13 protein-coding genes and 1 riboswitch are annotated in these 15,821 nt (G+C 42.3%); of the genes, 11 read left to right on the plus strand and 2 right to left on the minus strand.

The features are described 5' to 3' along the window. The first annotated feature begins 43 nt into the window (after positions 1 to 43). The 7 genes from AB3489_RS01200 (at position 44) to AB3489_RS01230 (ending at position 7,922) form a co-directional block, all read left to right on the plus strand. Positions 44 to 1,102 (plus strand): radical SAM protein, encoded by a 1,059-nt coding sequence (locus AB3489_RS01200; RefSeq protein WP_368293663.1) that lies wholly within the window; start codon positions 44 to 46, stop codon positions 1,100 to 1,102. A gap of 56 nt (positions 1,103 to 1,158) precedes the next feature. Further along, positions 1,159 to 1,998, plus strand: coding sequence for an ABC transporter ATP-binding protein (locus AB3489_RS01205; protein ID WP_025205049.1), 840 nt, complete (start codon positions 1,159 to 1,161; stop codon positions 1,996 to 1,998). Next, complete coding sequence (locus tag AB3489_RS01210) at positions 1,998 to 2,732, plus strand: ABC transporter permease (RefSeq protein WP_368293664.1); 735 nt, start codon at positions 1,998 to 2,000, stop codon at positions 2,730 to 2,732. The genes AB3489_RS01205 and AB3489_RS01210 overlap by 1 nt, the downstream gene beginning before the upstream one ends. 224 nt (positions 2,733 to 2,956) lie before the next feature. Further along, a riboswitch (cyclic di-GMP riboswitch) is annotated at positions 2,957 to 3,046 on the plus strand. A gap of 511 nt (positions 3,047 to 3,557) precedes the next feature. Beyond that, positions 3,558 to 3,980, plus strand: a complete 423-nt coding sequence (locus tag AB3489_RS01215; RefSeq protein ID WP_368293665.1) for a sigma factor-like helix-turn-helix DNA-binding protein — start codon at positions 3,558 to 3,560, stop codon at positions 3,978 to 3,980. A gap of 517 nt (positions 3,981 to 4,497) precedes the next feature. Beyond that, positions 4,498 to 4,743, plus strand: a complete 246-nt coding sequence (locus AB3489_RS01220; RefSeq protein ID WP_368293666.1) for a helix-turn-helix domain-containing protein — start codon at positions 4,498 to 4,500, stop codon at positions 4,741 to 4,743. Further along, positions 4,721 to 5,806 (plus strand): tyrosine-type recombinase/integrase, encoded by a 1,086-nt coding sequence (locus AB3489_RS01225; RefSeq protein WP_368293667.1) that lies wholly within the window; start codon positions 4,721 to 4,723, stop codon positions 5,804 to 5,806. The genes AB3489_RS01220 and AB3489_RS01225 overlap by 23 nt, the downstream gene beginning before the upstream one ends. A gap of 598 nt (positions 5,807 to 6,404) precedes the next feature. Continuing rightward, positions 6,405 to 7,922, plus strand: a complete 1,518-nt coding sequence (locus AB3489_RS01230) for a protein O-GlcNAcase (protein WP_368293668.1) — start codon at positions 6,405 to 6,407, stop codon at positions 7,920 to 7,922. Positions 7,923 to 8,354: 432 nt separating this feature from the next. On the opposite strand, the gene AB3489_RS01235 is transcribed toward AB3489_RS01230, so the two are convergent. Next, positions 8,355 to 10,271, minus strand: coding sequence for a DUF2334 domain-containing protein (locus AB3489_RS01235; protein ID WP_019226627.1), 1,917 nt, complete (start codon positions 10,269 to 10,271; stop codon positions 8,355 to 8,357). Positions 10,272 to 10,577: 306 nt separating this feature from the next. Here AB3489_RS01235 and AB3489_RS01240 point away from each other — a divergent pair, with 306 nt between their 5' ends. Both AB3489_RS01240 and speE read left to right on the plus strand, forming a co-directional pair. Beyond that, complete coding sequence (locus AB3489_RS01240) at positions 10,578 to 12,029, plus strand: aminotransferase class I/II-fold pyridoxal phosphate-dependent enzyme (RefSeq protein ID WP_368293669.1); 1,452 nt, start codon at positions 10,578 to 10,580, stop codon at positions 12,027 to 12,029. Between the two features lie 3 nt (positions 12,030 to 12,032). Then, on the plus strand, positions 12,033 to 12,887 hold the full coding sequence (gene speE, locus AB3489_RS01245; protein ID WP_368293670.1) for a polyamine aminopropyltransferase: 855 nt from the start codon (positions 12,033 to 12,035) through the stop codon (positions 12,885 to 12,887). Positions 12,888 to 13,150: 263 nt separating this feature from the next. Here the strand turns inward: speE and AB3489_RS01250 are convergent, their stop codons facing one another. After that, positions 13,151 to 13,651 carry a demethoxyubiquinone hydroxylase family protein gene (locus AB3489_RS01250; protein ID WP_368293671.1) on the minus strand — a complete coding sequence of 167 codons (501 nt, stop codon included), beginning with the start codon at positions 13,649 to 13,651 and terminating at the stop codon, positions 13,151 to 13,153. Between the two features lie 381 nt (positions 13,652 to 14,032). Between AB3489_RS01250 and AB3489_RS01255 the strand changes: the two genes are divergently transcribed. Then, positions 14,033 to 15,178: a diguanylate cyclase gene (locus AB3489_RS01255; RefSeq protein ID WP_368293672.1), complete on the plus strand. Its 1,146-nt coding sequence runs from the start codon at positions 14,033 to 14,035 to the stop codon at positions 15,176 to 15,178. Further along, entirely contained in the window at positions 15,165 to 15,797 is a 633-nt protein-coding gene (locus tag AB3489_RS01260) for a cyclase family protein (RefSeq protein ID WP_368293673.1), read from the plus strand. The genes AB3489_RS01255 and AB3489_RS01260 overlap by 14 nt, the downstream gene beginning before the upstream one ends. Positions 15,798 to 15,821: the final 24 nt, after the last annotated feature.

Here is a 15,821-nt window from a genome sequence, read left to right on the forward strand (position 1 = left end):
AAAAATGTAACATACCGGAAAATAGAAGGACGAATAAATATTAATGAGTAATGAACAAGGTAAGTTAGCAATGAAGAAAGAAAGAACCTTAAAAGAAAGAACCCTGATTGTATTATGGACCACAAGCAAATGCAACCTGCAGTGCAAATACTGTTATGCCTCGGCTGCCGGAGAGCAAAAAAACATGGATTCGGATACGGCGGTAAAAATCTTGGATTATTTTGCAGATCAGCCCGTGAAGCTTCAGTTAACAGGCGGAGAGCCCTTGCTCAATTATGACCTGGTTTGTACAATATATGACTATATTGTCCAGCGCGGCTATGACGTCTCGCTGCAGCTGCAGACAAACGGGACGCTTATCAATCAGGAAGTCGCTATCGGCATTAAAAAAATGAAGATGGCTGTCGGCGTGAGCCTGGACGGTCCTCCGGCGGTGAATGAAAGTATCAAAGGCGGAACGCAGCAGACCGTTCAGGGCATTCAGCATTTAGCCAAAGCAGGGGTCATGCTTAACTTAAACAGCGTGGTGACAGCGCAGAATGTCGAGAAGCTGCCGGAACTTGCAGATTTTGCGCTGTATCTTGGCAATGTGGCCGGTATTGGCTTCGATCTGCTGAGAAACGCAGGACGGGCCAAAGAAAACAGCGGAGCGGTGGGCAGGCCTACAGGCGAACAATTGAACACCGCGTTAAGACGCCTTTTTGAAAAATCGGAGTCAATTTATCAACAGTTCGGCAGAAAGATTATGATCCGCGAGGTCGAAGAAGCGAAGAAGCGCCTGTCCTCTCCGGCTGGCACTCAGGAATATTGCTATGCTTCCTGTGGACGCTCTTATGTTTTCTTACCCAATGGCGACTGCTATCCTTGCGGCTCGCTGATCAACAATCCCGACTTTTATATGGGCAATATCGGGAATCCGCCGCTGAAACCGATTGCCATAGTCAAGCAAAGAGCGGGCCAGTGTGAGGCGTGCTGTTATCACCCCTTCTGTCCGGGAGGCTGTCCCTCCAGACTGATCGTCAATGCGGATGAGGCAGAGGATACATTAGACTGTGTTTTAAAAAAATCGGCTTTTGATATTGCCTCCGGTTTATTGAAATAAAATATTAGGTATTTCGGAAGCAATCGTTATGAAGATAAATTGAGAGGAGCATACCCATGTTACGTCTTATCAACTTGACTAAAAAATATGGAAACCTGACAGCGGTTAACGGGCTGAACCTGGATATTGAAGACGGGGAATTCTTTGGACTGCTGGGGCCGAATGGAGCAGGAAAGACCACGACGGTCAGAATGATCAGCACCCTGACGCCCAAAACTTCCGGCGACATTGTCATCAACAATGAAAGCATGGACCGGAATCTGGTTGCAGTTAAGATCAAAATCGGCGTTGTCCCCCAGCATAATAATCTGGAGAATGAGATGACCGCCTGGGAAAATCTTGAGGCTCACGGGATGCTTTATAACATGTCGAAGGCCTTAAGGAAAGAACGAATTGATGAACTGCTGGAATTCACGGAACTGACAAAACGGAAAAACGACCTGGTGGGCAAATATTCCGGCGGCATGAAAAGAAAACTGATGATTGCCAGGGCGTTGATGCACAATCCGGAGATTTTGCTTCTGGATGAACCGACTGTCGGACTGGATGCCTCGGCCAGGAGGAAAATGTGGGACCTGTTAAAAAGCCTGAAAAGCAGAGGGCTGACCGTGCTCTTAACAACGCACTACATTGAAGAAGCTGAGGTGCTGTGCGACCGGGTAGGACTCATTAATGGCGGGGCCCTGGTGGAATTGGATTCACCCCAAAAATTGATTGAAAAAGTTGGTAAATTTGCCGTTGAGAATTTTGTTAATGGTAAGACCAAAGAAGAATTTTTTGAAACAAGGGAAGAGGCTGTCGCCTATGCAGCGGCTTTAGAGGGAAGCGTCAATATCCGGCCGTCCAATCTGGAGGATGTTTTCCTAAAATTAACCAATAGAAGGGTGGAATCCTGATGGCTGCCTTATACGGAATATTGTGGCAGGAGTTTGTTTTATTTAAAAGAAAGTTTTGGAGCACAACGATCGGCGCCATGGTTTCACCGACACTGTATCTGATCGCTTTCGGCTGGGGATTAGGCAGCGGGATGCAGGTAGAGGGGCGCTCCTATATGGAGTTTGTGATTCCGGGGATTATCGCCATGAGTACGATGTTGGTAAGCTTCAGCAACGCCGCCAACTCCATTAATATCGCCAGAATGTATTACAAAACGTTTGAGGAATTTATGGTCGCGCCCGTGAATATGACGGTATTTGCGCTGGGCAAAATCATTGCCGGAACGTTTTACGGCATGTACTCCGCACTTTTGATTATCGTTTTGGTATCCGTTTTTGCAGGAGGACTTCCTTTGTCGCCTTATTTTATCCTCATAACACTGCTGAACTGTTTTGTTTTCTCTGCCGGTGGCTTTCTGGCAGGTTTAATGATCAACTCACACGGTGGGATGGCCAAGTTTTCCAACTTCGTGATTACCCCGATGTCATTTCTCTGTGGGACGTTTTTTTCTATTGAGAAGATGCCCCTGGTATTGAAGTATTTCATCCAGGTGCTGCCGCTTACGCATACCAGCATAGGTCTAAGGAGCACAGGAGAAGGGATCGCAGCGATGGCCCTGCATTTCGGTGTATTGGCAGGCTATTTCATTGTGCTTTTTATTGTTGGGGCGTGTTATTGTAAAAAAGTAGAATGAAAAAGTCAGAAGAAAACGATTCGATGATAACGAATATCTTGCCTATTGGTTATAAGTCTCGTTTTTCAGCGTTTAAAAATCGTGGTAAAACATCTTACAAATACCTTTATTTCATCTTCAGTCAGTTGCCGGACATAATGTTCGGACAGTATCCGGAATTTCTTGAAGATTATCTTTCGTGGAGCCTCGAGGTTCAAGAAGCCTGTAAAAGAGCAAAAAATTAGTTGCGTTAAAGGCAAACTCATCAAAAGATGGGGACGCAAAGCCGCAGGGGCTAAGGTACTTACTCGTACTATGGTAGCCTGGCTGCCGTAGAGACTTTGTCTAACCTGCCTTTAACGGCAGTTTTTTTTATGCATTGTAAGGAATCAATTTACTATTATTACAATATTAGAAAATATCGACATATTTCGATCAATTTATCAATGCTCACGAAGCTATTATCTTTACTTTTTTTTGTAAGTAAGTTGATGACAGATAAAAAATGGATTTATGTTAAAGGAGCTAAAACAGTATATGTACAGGATTAAATTTAACTTTTATCTTTATAGGATAAATTACGGAATCTAACTGCTGTACAATAAAATACAATATAACCTGGAAAACCGCAGTTTGCAAAAATTAGGCTGCGGTTTTCTTATTGACAAAAACAACGCTTTTTCGACTTTAAATAAATTAAAACAATCTCTTTATGATCTGATGATATTGAAGAATAAAGGGATAGCGAACAAACTGGTTTTTGCTGTTTTCTTTGAATATTTCCCAGTATGCCGTTCTCCGCCTCTGTTTTGGTTTTTCACAAAAATCAAAATGGAGGCTTTTTATATGATTAAGATCAATTTACGAGATTACTATCCGGATAATCAATCCGATATTTTTGTTGAAGTAACTACAAACGTTGAGAACTTGCTGAAACAGTATAGAAGAAAAGAGCACGCGGACTATGAGCGTAGGCGCATATACAAGGCATATTATTCTCTTGATGCCGGCGATGGCATTGAAAAGGACGTTCTTTTATTGGTTTTATCCCCGGAGGAAGCCTATGAAAGAAAACTGAGCAATCAGGAGTTGTATGCCGCTATCAGCAGCTTGCCGGAAAAGCAAGCTAAGCGCCTCTATGCTTATTACTTCTTGGATATGAGCATAGCACAAATCGCCAGGATTGAAAGGGTTGGTAAAAGCAGAGTATCCCATTCCATAAAGCAGGCGCTGAGAAATATTGAAAAATATTTAAAAAATTATCTTTAAGGGGGGGTACAAACGACAAAAAAATCTGCTGATTAATAGAGGGACTTGTTCTACCCCCTTGAGGTCTTTGAAAATTGAATATGTGTTTTATCCGGTACGTTCCCCATATGTCCTGTAAAAGGAAAGCCAGATTGCAGGTACGCAAAGATCACCTGTCCGGTAATTCTTGAGGATTGCAATAAGAGGATCAATAATGCTTAATCGGGTTGATGAAGGTAAGGTTGAAGCGATCAATACCCATGCAATAAATAAATGTTGGTAGCATTTATGGCCATGACACATATGGCGGGATAATGATACTTGCGTGCAGTCGAGGTTAAGTCCCAGAGTGCGCCCCGGTCGTTGACGGGGAGGTGAATTTCCTATGAGACGGTTAACCGCCGTCTGCCGGATAAGATCGTGATTGAAAAACCAAAACAGAGGTGCAGTTATAGGGGCACGCTTATTTTTTACGTATTAATCTATCACAAAGGTGTGCCCCTGTAATTGCAAATATATAAATAGGAAGGAATTATAAATGGACGAGAAATTTTATACGGTACCTGAAGTTGCTGAACTTCTAAAGGTAAGCAAAAATTACATATATGAATTGATTAATCGAAAGCAAATTAATTATTTACGTTTGTCGGAAAGAAGAATAAGGATTCCTGCCAGTGCTTTGGAAAATTGCAAACTACAAGATTTGGACACTCTTGGTTATAATCAGATTGTCCAATCCCCAAAGGCTAGGAGGCCAAGAAATGTCTGTAAGAGAGCGCGGTGAGAGTTGTTGGCAGATCCAAATTTATTTAGGGAGAAAGGAGGACGGCGCAGAAGATTATCATTATGAAACATATCATGGAAATGAGACTCAAGCGAACAGATATCATGATAAATTGAAAAAGCAAATAAAAAAACAATTAAAGTCTGCTTCAGGAAAATTGCTGTCTGTTGAAGATCTAATTGACAAGTGGGCCAATATATTAGGAAAAGAAATTGAGGATACAACCAAAGATACTTACAAGCGGCAAGCGAATGCAGTAAAGCCGCTTGTTGAAGGGCTGATGCTCTATGAATTGAATGTAGAAATAATCGAAGAAAGATTAAAGACTCTTGACGGGAAAATTGACGCCGGCATCCTAAAGGTCAGAACAGTGAGGAATTACTATTCGATATTAAAAAGAATTCTTGCTTGGGGAGCTTCGAGGGATTTGGTTCAGCCGGATTTAATGAAAGATATAAAACCCCCGAAGGTCTCCAGGATCAAAAGAGATGTTTATTCTCAAAGCAACTTAAATATTTTCATCGATACTGCTAAAGAATATAAACACTATTTGCCCCTTAGAATCCTAGGAGTAGGCGGCTTACGCGTCGGGGAAGTAATCGGCGGCAAGTGGAAGAATTTAGACCTGACTCATGAGAACGGGAAAATGAAAATCGTAGAAGCCATGAATTCCAGAACGAGAAAAGATAATAAAGAGACAAAGACCTTGAATAGTGAACGAACGATTATCTTCGATGTGGAAACAACAAAAGAATTGGTAATTCATAAAGAATCTATGCAAAAGCTGAATAAAGCGAACGACAACGATTTCATTTTCCTAAGTGAAGACGGCAACCCGTTACGGTATCAAGTTTTATTCAGAGCGAAAGAACGTGTCCTTAAAAAAGCCGGACTGCATCATATCCGGATTCATGACCTGAGACATGGGGTGGGGTCGATCTTGTTAGACAAAGGTTATTCACTAACAACCGTGGCAGAATTTTTAGGACAAACCCCGGCAACGACAGCCGCGGTTTATGGCCATTCCTTACGACTAGGTAACTGTGAAGACGTATTGCGGTGAATTACCAAAATCCAGTCAAAAAACCCAGTCAATTCATGCAAATTGAATAATACCAGCGGTTTAAGGGTTGCGTTCAAAGCTTCGAGTCCTCTCAAACCCACCAAAATTAAAAACAAGAAAACCTTGTAATCCTTGATATTAGCGGATTTACAAGGTTTTTTGTATTATTACGAGTATTTTTAGTAGTTCATTATAGGCGCTAAGCTTGGATGACCGCTTGGGAATATTAAGATTCGAATCCGGATTCGAATCTGGCAAGTTCCCGCCGGGAGAGGTTGGTTTAGGGTCAGAATTCCTCGTAGATCCACTTCCCATCAAAACAAAAGACTATATGATTTGGTTAAGTACGGTCAAGTAATTAAATTATAATACAAAGAATACACTCAAAATACAAAACATTACATTCTCAACTTTGAAAAATAGCCTCCTTTATAGTTAATTTATAAAACAATTAACTATAAAGAGAGGTTATTTTTTTATTTGGGATAATCGTATAAAATAGGTACATCGTTATAAGGTTCTTAAATTGGGATAAAATATAGTATAAACAATACGTGGAAGGTTTACTTGTAAGGGAATATTAAAGGAGTGACTGGCCATGAAGAAGAAAATTGTCTTGCTTTTTTTAACAGTACTTCTATTTGGGTTAGGCATTACAGCCATCGCCTATTATAATACGCCTATTAAAGATTACCAACAGCCACAGGCAGGAGAGGACAATGAACAAACCCCACCTACAGACAGTTTTGCCATCCGCGGAGTTATTGAGGGGTTCTACGGAACTCCCTGGACTATGGCGCAAAGAATCAACATGCTTACCTTTATTGGCCAACACCATTTAAACACGTATGTCTATGCTCCCAAGGATGACCCTTATCAGCGGAGCAATTGGGAGGACCTCTACCCAATTGGACAACTACAGCAGATGAAGAATTTGGTGCAAAATGCAAAAGCGAATGGAGTTAATTTTGTTTATTCTATTTCTCCTGGTATCCCGTCACCGCTGCCTGGTGAAACATTGACCTCAGCAATGGTTGCCAACTCCATTACCTTTACATCTAAAGCCGATGTACAACTGCTTGAAAGCAAAATTGATCAGTTGCGTTCGATTGGAGTTCACACTTTTATGCTTTCATTTGACGATGTTCAACACTACTTGAAGAGTTCTGACCAACAAGTGTATGGTTCTGATTATCCTAAGGCTCATATCGATTTAGCAAATAAATTGCTTGAGGATGAGACTGTAAAAGATTCAAGTTTCAGGCTTTGGCTTGCTCCCACAGACTACTATGGTCTTAAGGACAGCGCCTATTGGACTACAATACGGTCACAGCTAGATCCCTCTATACAGGTGATCTGGACGGGGTCTTGGGTTTTAAACAAATCCATTACAAGTAGTGAAGCTGACCAAGTACGGCGGCTTTTGGGTAGAAAACCTCTTATCTGGGACAATTATCCGGTCAACGACTATACCTATGCGGTAAAGAAAGCGCCACAACTATTTATGGGACCATTGATCAATCGTTCGGAGGATTTGTCGGCATACACGAGTGGCATGTTAGCAAATCCCATGCTCCAACCCGAAGCGTCAAAAATCGCACTTTATACTGTTTCTCAATATCTGTACAATCCCAGCACATACCAGCCGCTTCAAGCCTGGGATGAAGCGCTCCAGAGCATGTCTGGCATAGGCGATGCATTGGCCTTCCGTAAATTTTGTCAATATTCAAGCCAAAGCACACTTGATACGGGTGACAATACCGGGTTTTCCAAATTAGCCGGCGCCTTTTGGCAAGAATACCAATCAGGCCAGCATGGACCTAGTGAATTAGAACTTCGTAAAGAGTTACAATTACTGAGTGCTTTGCCCGATAATCTTACGAAGACAATAACCAACCAACAGCTCTTGGCAGAAATTGGCCCATGGGCAGTAAAACTGGGTGAAGAAGGGCAAGCGGGACTACAGGCTTTAGTATATTTAGATTTATCCAACAATGATCCGCAAAAGCTTACGGCTAAGCAGCAACTTCAAGCAAGCTTGCAACAGTTACGAAACAACAACTTACAAATTGGATCGGAAGTACTATCATTTATTAATAAGGCCGAATCTAATTAGGAATTGCTAAAAATGGATAAGATCCAGTAATAAATCGAAAGTGTGGAACACTACAAGGATCAGCACGGATACTACCCCGAGTGCCATACATCAAACCCAGGCTAATGGTATAAAGTTCTCTAGTTGGTAATTATTGTATTGTATATTATTAATTTAGAAATATATTTATTTATTAAGTATTTAAGTTTCTCTGTAATGATGGCCAAGGCCTAAAGGCTAAAATTAACTCCAATATTTATTATTTATCGGAAAATGTAAGGCACTAATATTTTCTTAAGTCATAACCCCCTTTTGGGAATTGCATTTTTTCTTTCAGGCACTATATTATTGAAAGAAATCACCTCTTTTCTGTAATTGGTTTTGGATAAATTCCTAAATCAAAAGAAAAGAGGTGATTTTTACTTTAGGTAGATTAATATTATCTGAATCAGTTTATCTGCCTGAAACTGAAATAGCGGTATTAAGGTTGGAATACCCGGTATTATGATCGATCATAACCAGATCAGCCCGATTGTCACCATTCATGTCTGCAGCAAGTGCAGCATCTTCATTCCTGGATCCCCATGGGCCAAAGGGTCTGTCGGCGATGAATTTACTGCCGTCGGAGATATAACTTTGCCAAAAACCGTCAGAGCCGTGTACCAGTAAATCGTCCTTACCGTCACCGTTAATGTCTGCTGCGAATATCTGAGAATCCGGTTTGAAGCAAAATGGACTGTTCCAGGTTCCAGCGGCAAGAGAGAATTTGTTTGCTTTTCGCCCGACCAGCATTTTCGACTGCTTGGTATCATGATCCATTACGAAAAGTTCACTGTTCCCATCACCATTAAAATCTCCTGCTGCAAGTTTTAGGTTCTTGGCTTTAAGCAGGCCAAAGCCTTGCCAGGTGATATCTGTAAAAAAACCGCCTTGATTGATTGCCGAACCAATTCTGCCATGTTCTTTGTCATACAGGAACAGGTCTGTGAGCCCGTCATGATTAAGGTCAGCAGCCAGGGGACGGATGGTCTGTGATTGATTTAAAGCCGGCCACTTTAAATGATAAGGAACAAATTTATTCCCGTCGTTTGCAGCTAAAATTAGATTCCCGGAGGCAGCATTGAACAACAGGAGATCTTCTTTGTCCTTATTTTTAAAATACCCGATTAAAGGAACCGTTCCTTTTTCCAGCGTTAAGTCCTTGAGCCATACACCTGAGTCTTGAAATGAGCGCGTGGCTCTGGGGGCATACCAGGAAGCTGTATATCGGAACATATGCCATTGATTTGCGCGCTTGTTCCATAGCAGCAGAGCTTTCCCCGAGGCATGCGGTACGAACTGACCGGCAAAAACTTCATCTCTCGGGTCAAACTGAATATTTTCCGCCCTTTGGGCAGGGACAAAGCCTACGAGTGAATAGATCGAGACAAAAGTGTATCCTCTGTTTTTTAGCTCCTTTACAAGCTGGTGCAAAAGGGAATTTTCATCATAAATATACTGAACTTCTCCGTTTTCTTGCTGGACTTTTTTTATAAACTGAAACTCATAGGTAGGATGGACGTATAAGGATGCCAGTGTCCCGCTTTTTGCCGGATCATCCAAGACAGCCAGCATAGCGGTAAGCCGTTCCGGGGAATTTAAATGCCCTAAAGGAGCAGGTACAACATCGAGGCCGCAATAATATTCTTGATGCTGATTTACAACGTTATTGCTTTTCCAGGCCTCAGGATAGTAATAATTGTTTTCATAGATCAAACCGATCTGTTCTTCAAAAGCGATCAGCTGCTGGGGCGAAGCGCTGTAATGCGGGGTCTCCCAGTAGGCCGGATAAATCCCTGCTTGATCAAACAGCGCGATCGCTTTTTCAGCCCGCTCTTTGGCATAGGCGTATGTATTGGGTACGTCGGGATTTTTTGCCGAGCTGTAAAATTCATACCCTGACACGCTATTGCTGTTCCCACTCTGGTGGGTATAGCCGTGGACCCCGATGATACCGCCTCTTTCTTCCAGGCTTTTAATGGTAGAGACGAATCTTTGGGCATATTCCGTATGATCGGTAATGGCAACATCATAGTTCCTGCCGGGAACAACCATCCTGGGAATTAAGGAGACTTCAAACGGTATCCCCTCTTGCTTAAGATAATCTGCCAGTACAATCAGTTTATCGAGGTTTTCCTGGCTTGCATATTCTTGCCCGGGACCTACATCCTCTAATCTTAATAAGGCCGACTTTTTTCCTGAAAATTGATCTTCTGACGTATTGTTGACATCAGCAGGTACGTTCGTATGTATAAGAATTGTTAAAAAAAGAACAAGTATCAGCGCCATTGCAAAGATTTTTTCTCTAGACATCAATTTTTGTTTAAACATAAATAATTACCCTCATAATATTTAAATTTTATAGAAAGATAGGATAATCATAATCGATCTGAACATATTGTCAATATGTATTATCAGGTATCCTGGAAATGTATCCTGAAAAATATAGGGTGGAACGTAGTGAGTTTACGCTGTAATGGATAGACTGCGCCAAGCGAAGCACGATGTGAAGCGTGACCTTTTTGTTCCAAGGGTGCAGCGATTTTATTGACATTGTCAAGATTGTCTACTATAGTAACGTTGATAGTTTTATAAAGTTTATAAAGACACAGACCATAGCAGAGGGTGGAGATTTTCATGCATTCGGCTTCCCAGGACAGAGCGCCTATTTATGAGGCCCTTCAAAAATATAAAGCAATGCGGATTGTACCGTTTGATGTGCCCGGGCACAAACAAGGGAGAGGCAACCCGGAGCTCAGGGAGTTTCTCGGGGAAAGGTGCCTTTCTGTTGATGTCAATGCCATGAAACCTTTAGATAATCTTGGACATCCTGTTTCGGTCATCAAAGAGGCAGAGGAACTTGCTGCGGATGCCTTTAATGCCTACCATGCTTTCTTTATGGTCAATGGAACGACCTCAGCAGTCCAGGCGATGATCATGAGCGTATGCAAACAGGGCGATAAGATCATTATGCCGCGTAATGTTCATAAAAGTGCCATTAATGCACTGATTATCAGTGGGGCCATCCCGGTATATGTGAATCCGGGAGTCAATAATGCGCTCGGCATACCTTTAGGAATGTCGATCAGCGAAGTGAAAAAAGCGATGGAGCAGCATCCCGATGCAAAGGCTATTTTTATTAATAATCCTACCTATTACGGGATATGTTCAGACTTAAAGACCATTATCGAACTTGCTCATCAAAAAGGTATGTTTGTACTGGCCGATGAAGCCCATGGCACCCATTTTTACTTCGGTGAAAACCAACCGCTGAATGCCATGGCCGCAGGGGCAGATATGGCGGCGGTCAGTATGCATAAAACTGGAGGAAGCTTAAGCCAAAGCTCTTTTTTGTTAATTGGCAGCCGTTTAAATATTGGACATGTCCGGCAGATTATCAATCTGACCCAGACGACCAGCGCTTCTTACCTGCTTTTGTCTTCTTTGGATATTTCCAGACGCAATCTTGCACTTGACGGGAAAAATATCTTTGCCAAAGTAACTTCCCTGGCCAACTATGGACGCGACGAAATTAACAAAATTGGCGGATATTATGCATTCTCGAAAGAACTGATCAATGGAGATTCAATTTTTGATTTTGATACGACCAAGCTTGTTGTACATACCCGGGATATAGGGCTTGCGGGAGTGGAGGTCTACGATATACTTCGGGACAATTACGATATCCAGATCGAATTCGGCGATATTGGAAATATTCTGGCCATTATCTCTGTTGGCGACAGGGCGCTGGCCTTGGAACGTCTGGTCTCGTCTCTGTCGGAGATCAAAAGGCTTTATATGCGTGATAAGACAGGTATGTTTGATCATGAGTACATTACGCCTGATGTCGTCATGGCTCCGCAGCGCGCGTTTTATTCAGAACAGCATTCCCTGCCTATAAGAAAGAGCGCGGGACAAATCAGCGGGGAGTTTGTGATGGCCTATCCCCCCGGAATTCCAATACTCGCGCCTGGAGAGCGGATCACTGAGGAAATCATTGATTACATTGTCTATGCCAAGAGTAAAGGAAGTTTTCTTACCGGGACGGAAGATATGTTTATTGAAAATATTAGGGTTGTGGGGGAATGAAATATGGAATTATGGTATACGGAACAGCATACCCAAAACGTCCGTTTTACCATCAAAGTCGATGAACAGCTCTATAACGGACAGAGTGAATACCAACGAATTGACGTCTTTAAGTCCAAGGAGTTCGGCACGTTCTTAACGCTGGACGGGCTGATGATGGTTACAGAAAAAGACGAATTTATTTATCATGATATGATTGTGCATGTCCCTATGGCAACGAATCCAGAGATTAAGAACGTCATGGTTATTGGTGCCGGAGATGGCGGCACTGTCAGAGAGCTTACCCGCTATAAGGGGATTGAAAACATCGATATGGTGGAAATTGACAAGATGGTGGTCGACGTGTGCCGGGAATATCTGCCTCAGACAGCCAGCAAGCTAGATGATCCCAGGGTGCATCTTTATTTTGAGGACGGACTGAGATTTGTCCGTTCCAAGGAGAACACCTATGACCTTGTGATTGTTGATTCTACCGATCCATTCGGGCCGGGGGAAGGACTCTTTACCAGAGAGTTTTATGGCAACTGCTTTAAAGCGTTAAAAGAAGACGGCATTCTGGTCAATCAGCATGAAAGCCCTTACTATGATGAGTATGCGCAGGCCATGCAAAGGGCCCATAAACGCATTCAGGAATATTTCCCGATTTGTAAGGTATACCAGGCCCATATTCCAACCTATCCTTCGGGCCACTGGTTATTTGGTTTTGCTTCTAAAAAATATGATCCTGTCACGGATATTAAGGAAGAATCCTGGAACAGACTCGGGATCAAAACCAAGTATTATAATACCGATATTCATAAAGGAAGTTTTGCGCTTCCGACGTATGTGAAGGACCTCTTGACAGATACCGTGGAGTAAAAGCAGAGCGATATCAGCACGTGCACACTTTTCAGTAATGACATATTGCATAAATAATCGCCCTGGAGCTCAAGAGACTTCAGGGCGATTTAATTCTGACACTGTGTTTGGGTAATTCTGTGGACTAAAGACTACTAAAATATATTTGGGCCTGTCTGCGTGCCACAATACCGCTTTCGGCCGTTGCGTCCTCCTTGACGCAAAAGGCCGCGCAGCCCGAGCAAAGCTATCATTGTTCTTAACGGGATATAGAAATCGGTCTGCTAGGCATTTAAATGCTTCTGTAAAGTTTCGATATGGTGATACTCATCACTTAAATTCTTTTGGATTACGGCGAGTGTTTCGGGCTCCCATTTCGCTGAATTGATGATTTTCTGATAGTCGGTCACGGCTTTTTGTTCTGTCCAGATCCCGGCATTCAGCATGGATTTTTCTCCCCGCAGGCGGCTGAAAAGACCAATGAACATTCCAACAAGCCAGAATAACCACCGTAAAGGGCTTGGGCTCCAGCCATATTCATAAAGTTTGATCTGATAATCCTGGACATGGGTCATCTCATTGGCCATGGCCTGAATGATCAGTCTGTTCAGATCGTTTGAAGCGCCAGCAATCTGAAATTTATAAATATTGACGGCCATGATCTCAAAAGTATGCAGTTTTCTCAGACCCTTGCGGATCATTGTGAGCTGGGCAGGGTCAATATTATCTGCGCGGAAGAAAATTTCCTGGGGTTCAACTGCTCCTCGGATCATGTAATTAGCCATTGATTAATCTTCCCCCTTTATTTATCAATGATAGATCAATTATATCGGCTGGAAAAGTAAGGTACAAGAACCATCCTTTGAAAATTTTCTGGTTTTAATTAACGGGCATTTGCGTTATGATGTAATGGAAATAGTATAAAGGTCCTAGGAGAAAAGACCAAAGTCCCGGATAAATAGCCTATTAGTCCTATTAGTCCGAATGGTTTGCAGAATCGAGCCAGATCAGTTATTAAATATTTTGTATTTTTGACACAATAACGACAAATTTTACCTAAAATATTCCAGAAATGATCAAAAAAAAATAAAGGATATTAAATTATTTTCAAGAATTAATATCAAAAATATTTCCACAAAAAATAAAAAATGGGATAAAAAGGAATTATGGACAAGATCAATCGGGATAAGGATAATTGGAGACGAAAACTTTTCTTGTATAATGCCTGTATAATCGGAGCTTTTGTTATTGTCTATTTGTTTATTGGGGATAATGATAAGCTGTTTTTTTGGCTGCCAATCATTATTATTTTGTTTATATTCTCCTTTGCTTTAAATGTGGGGATGCATAAGGAGATTCATAAAAAACGAATGATAGAAAATGCCTTGAAGCAAAGTGAAGCGTTGTACCGTGGGGTAATAAATAATGCAGCCGCAGGAATTGCCTTGCTGAACCAGGATGGGCATTATCACTACGTAAATGCGACCCTGTGCCAGATGACTGGTTTTTCACAGGAAGAGTTAAAAAGGTTAACCTTTTTTGATTCGATTGTGCCTGAGGACCGGCAGGAGAGCATCATACATTGCAGGGAAGTATGGGAAGGCAAAGACGCGTGGAAGAAATGTGAGAAACAATTCCGATGCAAAGACGGACAGTCCTTATGGGCCGAAATCAATTTATCCACAGTTTGTGACAGCGGGGACAATGTCATTCATCTAATTATGATTGTCCTGGATATAACTGTCAGGAAAAAGTTGGAGAAGGAATTGCTGTACCAGGCAACCACAGACTTTCTGACGGGTATTGACAACAGACTTGCTTTTATGCAAAAAGCGCAGGAGGAATTTTCGCGCTCGGAGAGATATAAGCGGAATTTTACGATGCTTTTAATTGACATTGATAAATTTAAAAGCGTGAATGATCAGTATGGCCATCTGGTTGGTGATCGCGTGCTGAAAGAGGTCGTCAAGGCTTTTAAGCTTGTTTTGCGTGAGATGGATGTCCTGGCCCGGATCGGGGGAGAGGAATTCGCGGTGATTCCAGTAGAATCCGACCTTATGATGGCCCAAACGGTGGCAGAGAGAATTCAACAGAAAGTCCTGGATGTCGTCGTAGAAATGGAAAATACCGAAAAGATCCAGGTTTCTGTCAGCATCGGAATTGCTGAAAAGAAAGAACTGGACCTCGGTGTTGATGACATATTTAAAAGAGCGGATGATGCACTTTATGAGGCTAAAAACACAGGCCGGAACAGAATTGTCGTAGGAAACGAATTAGTTGAAGATATTGGAGTTTGTAATGGTAATCCATGATATAACGATCCCGCTTTTTCCGGGAATGGTCTCTTATCCCGGGGATCCGCCGTTTCAATCAGAACCTGTGTATTCCATAGACAAGGATGGATATTGTCTTTCGAGGCTCTCGATGGGCTCCCATTGTGGAACCCATCTTGATGCGCCGTCTCATTGCCTGACAGGAGGAGGATCTGTTGACAGGATTCCTCTGGAGTTGCTTATCGGAGCGGCCAGGGTAATCGAAGTGGCGGCTGCGGGGAGTATCCTGCCTGACCATCTGATCCCCAAAGGAATCCGCGAAGGGGACAGGATCTTGTTTAAAACCCGGAACTCAGGCCTTTTAAAGGACCCTATGTTTCAATCGGAGTATACTTATCTTTCTTCCGAAGCCGCTGAATACCTTGCAGCAAAAAAGGTACAATTGGTTGGGATCGATTACTTGTCCATTGATGATTCTACGAGCAGCGCTTATTCAAGTCATACCATTCTGCTTTCCGGAAACAGTGCTGTATTAGAAGGACTAGACTTATCGGAAGTTAATGAGGGAGATTACTTTCTTGTTGCACTGCCTCTAAAAATAAAAGACTGCGACGGCAGTCCCGTAAGAGCAGTTTTGATCGAAGGCATCAATCTATAATTTATAACTTAGAACCTATACCCT

Origin of the sequence: Dehalobacter sp. TBBPA1 (assembly GCF_040931655.1) — a bacterium.
GTDB classification, from domain to species: Bacteria; Bacillota; Desulfitobacteriia; order Desulfitobacteriales; family Syntrophobotulaceae; genus Dehalobacter; species Dehalobacter restrictus.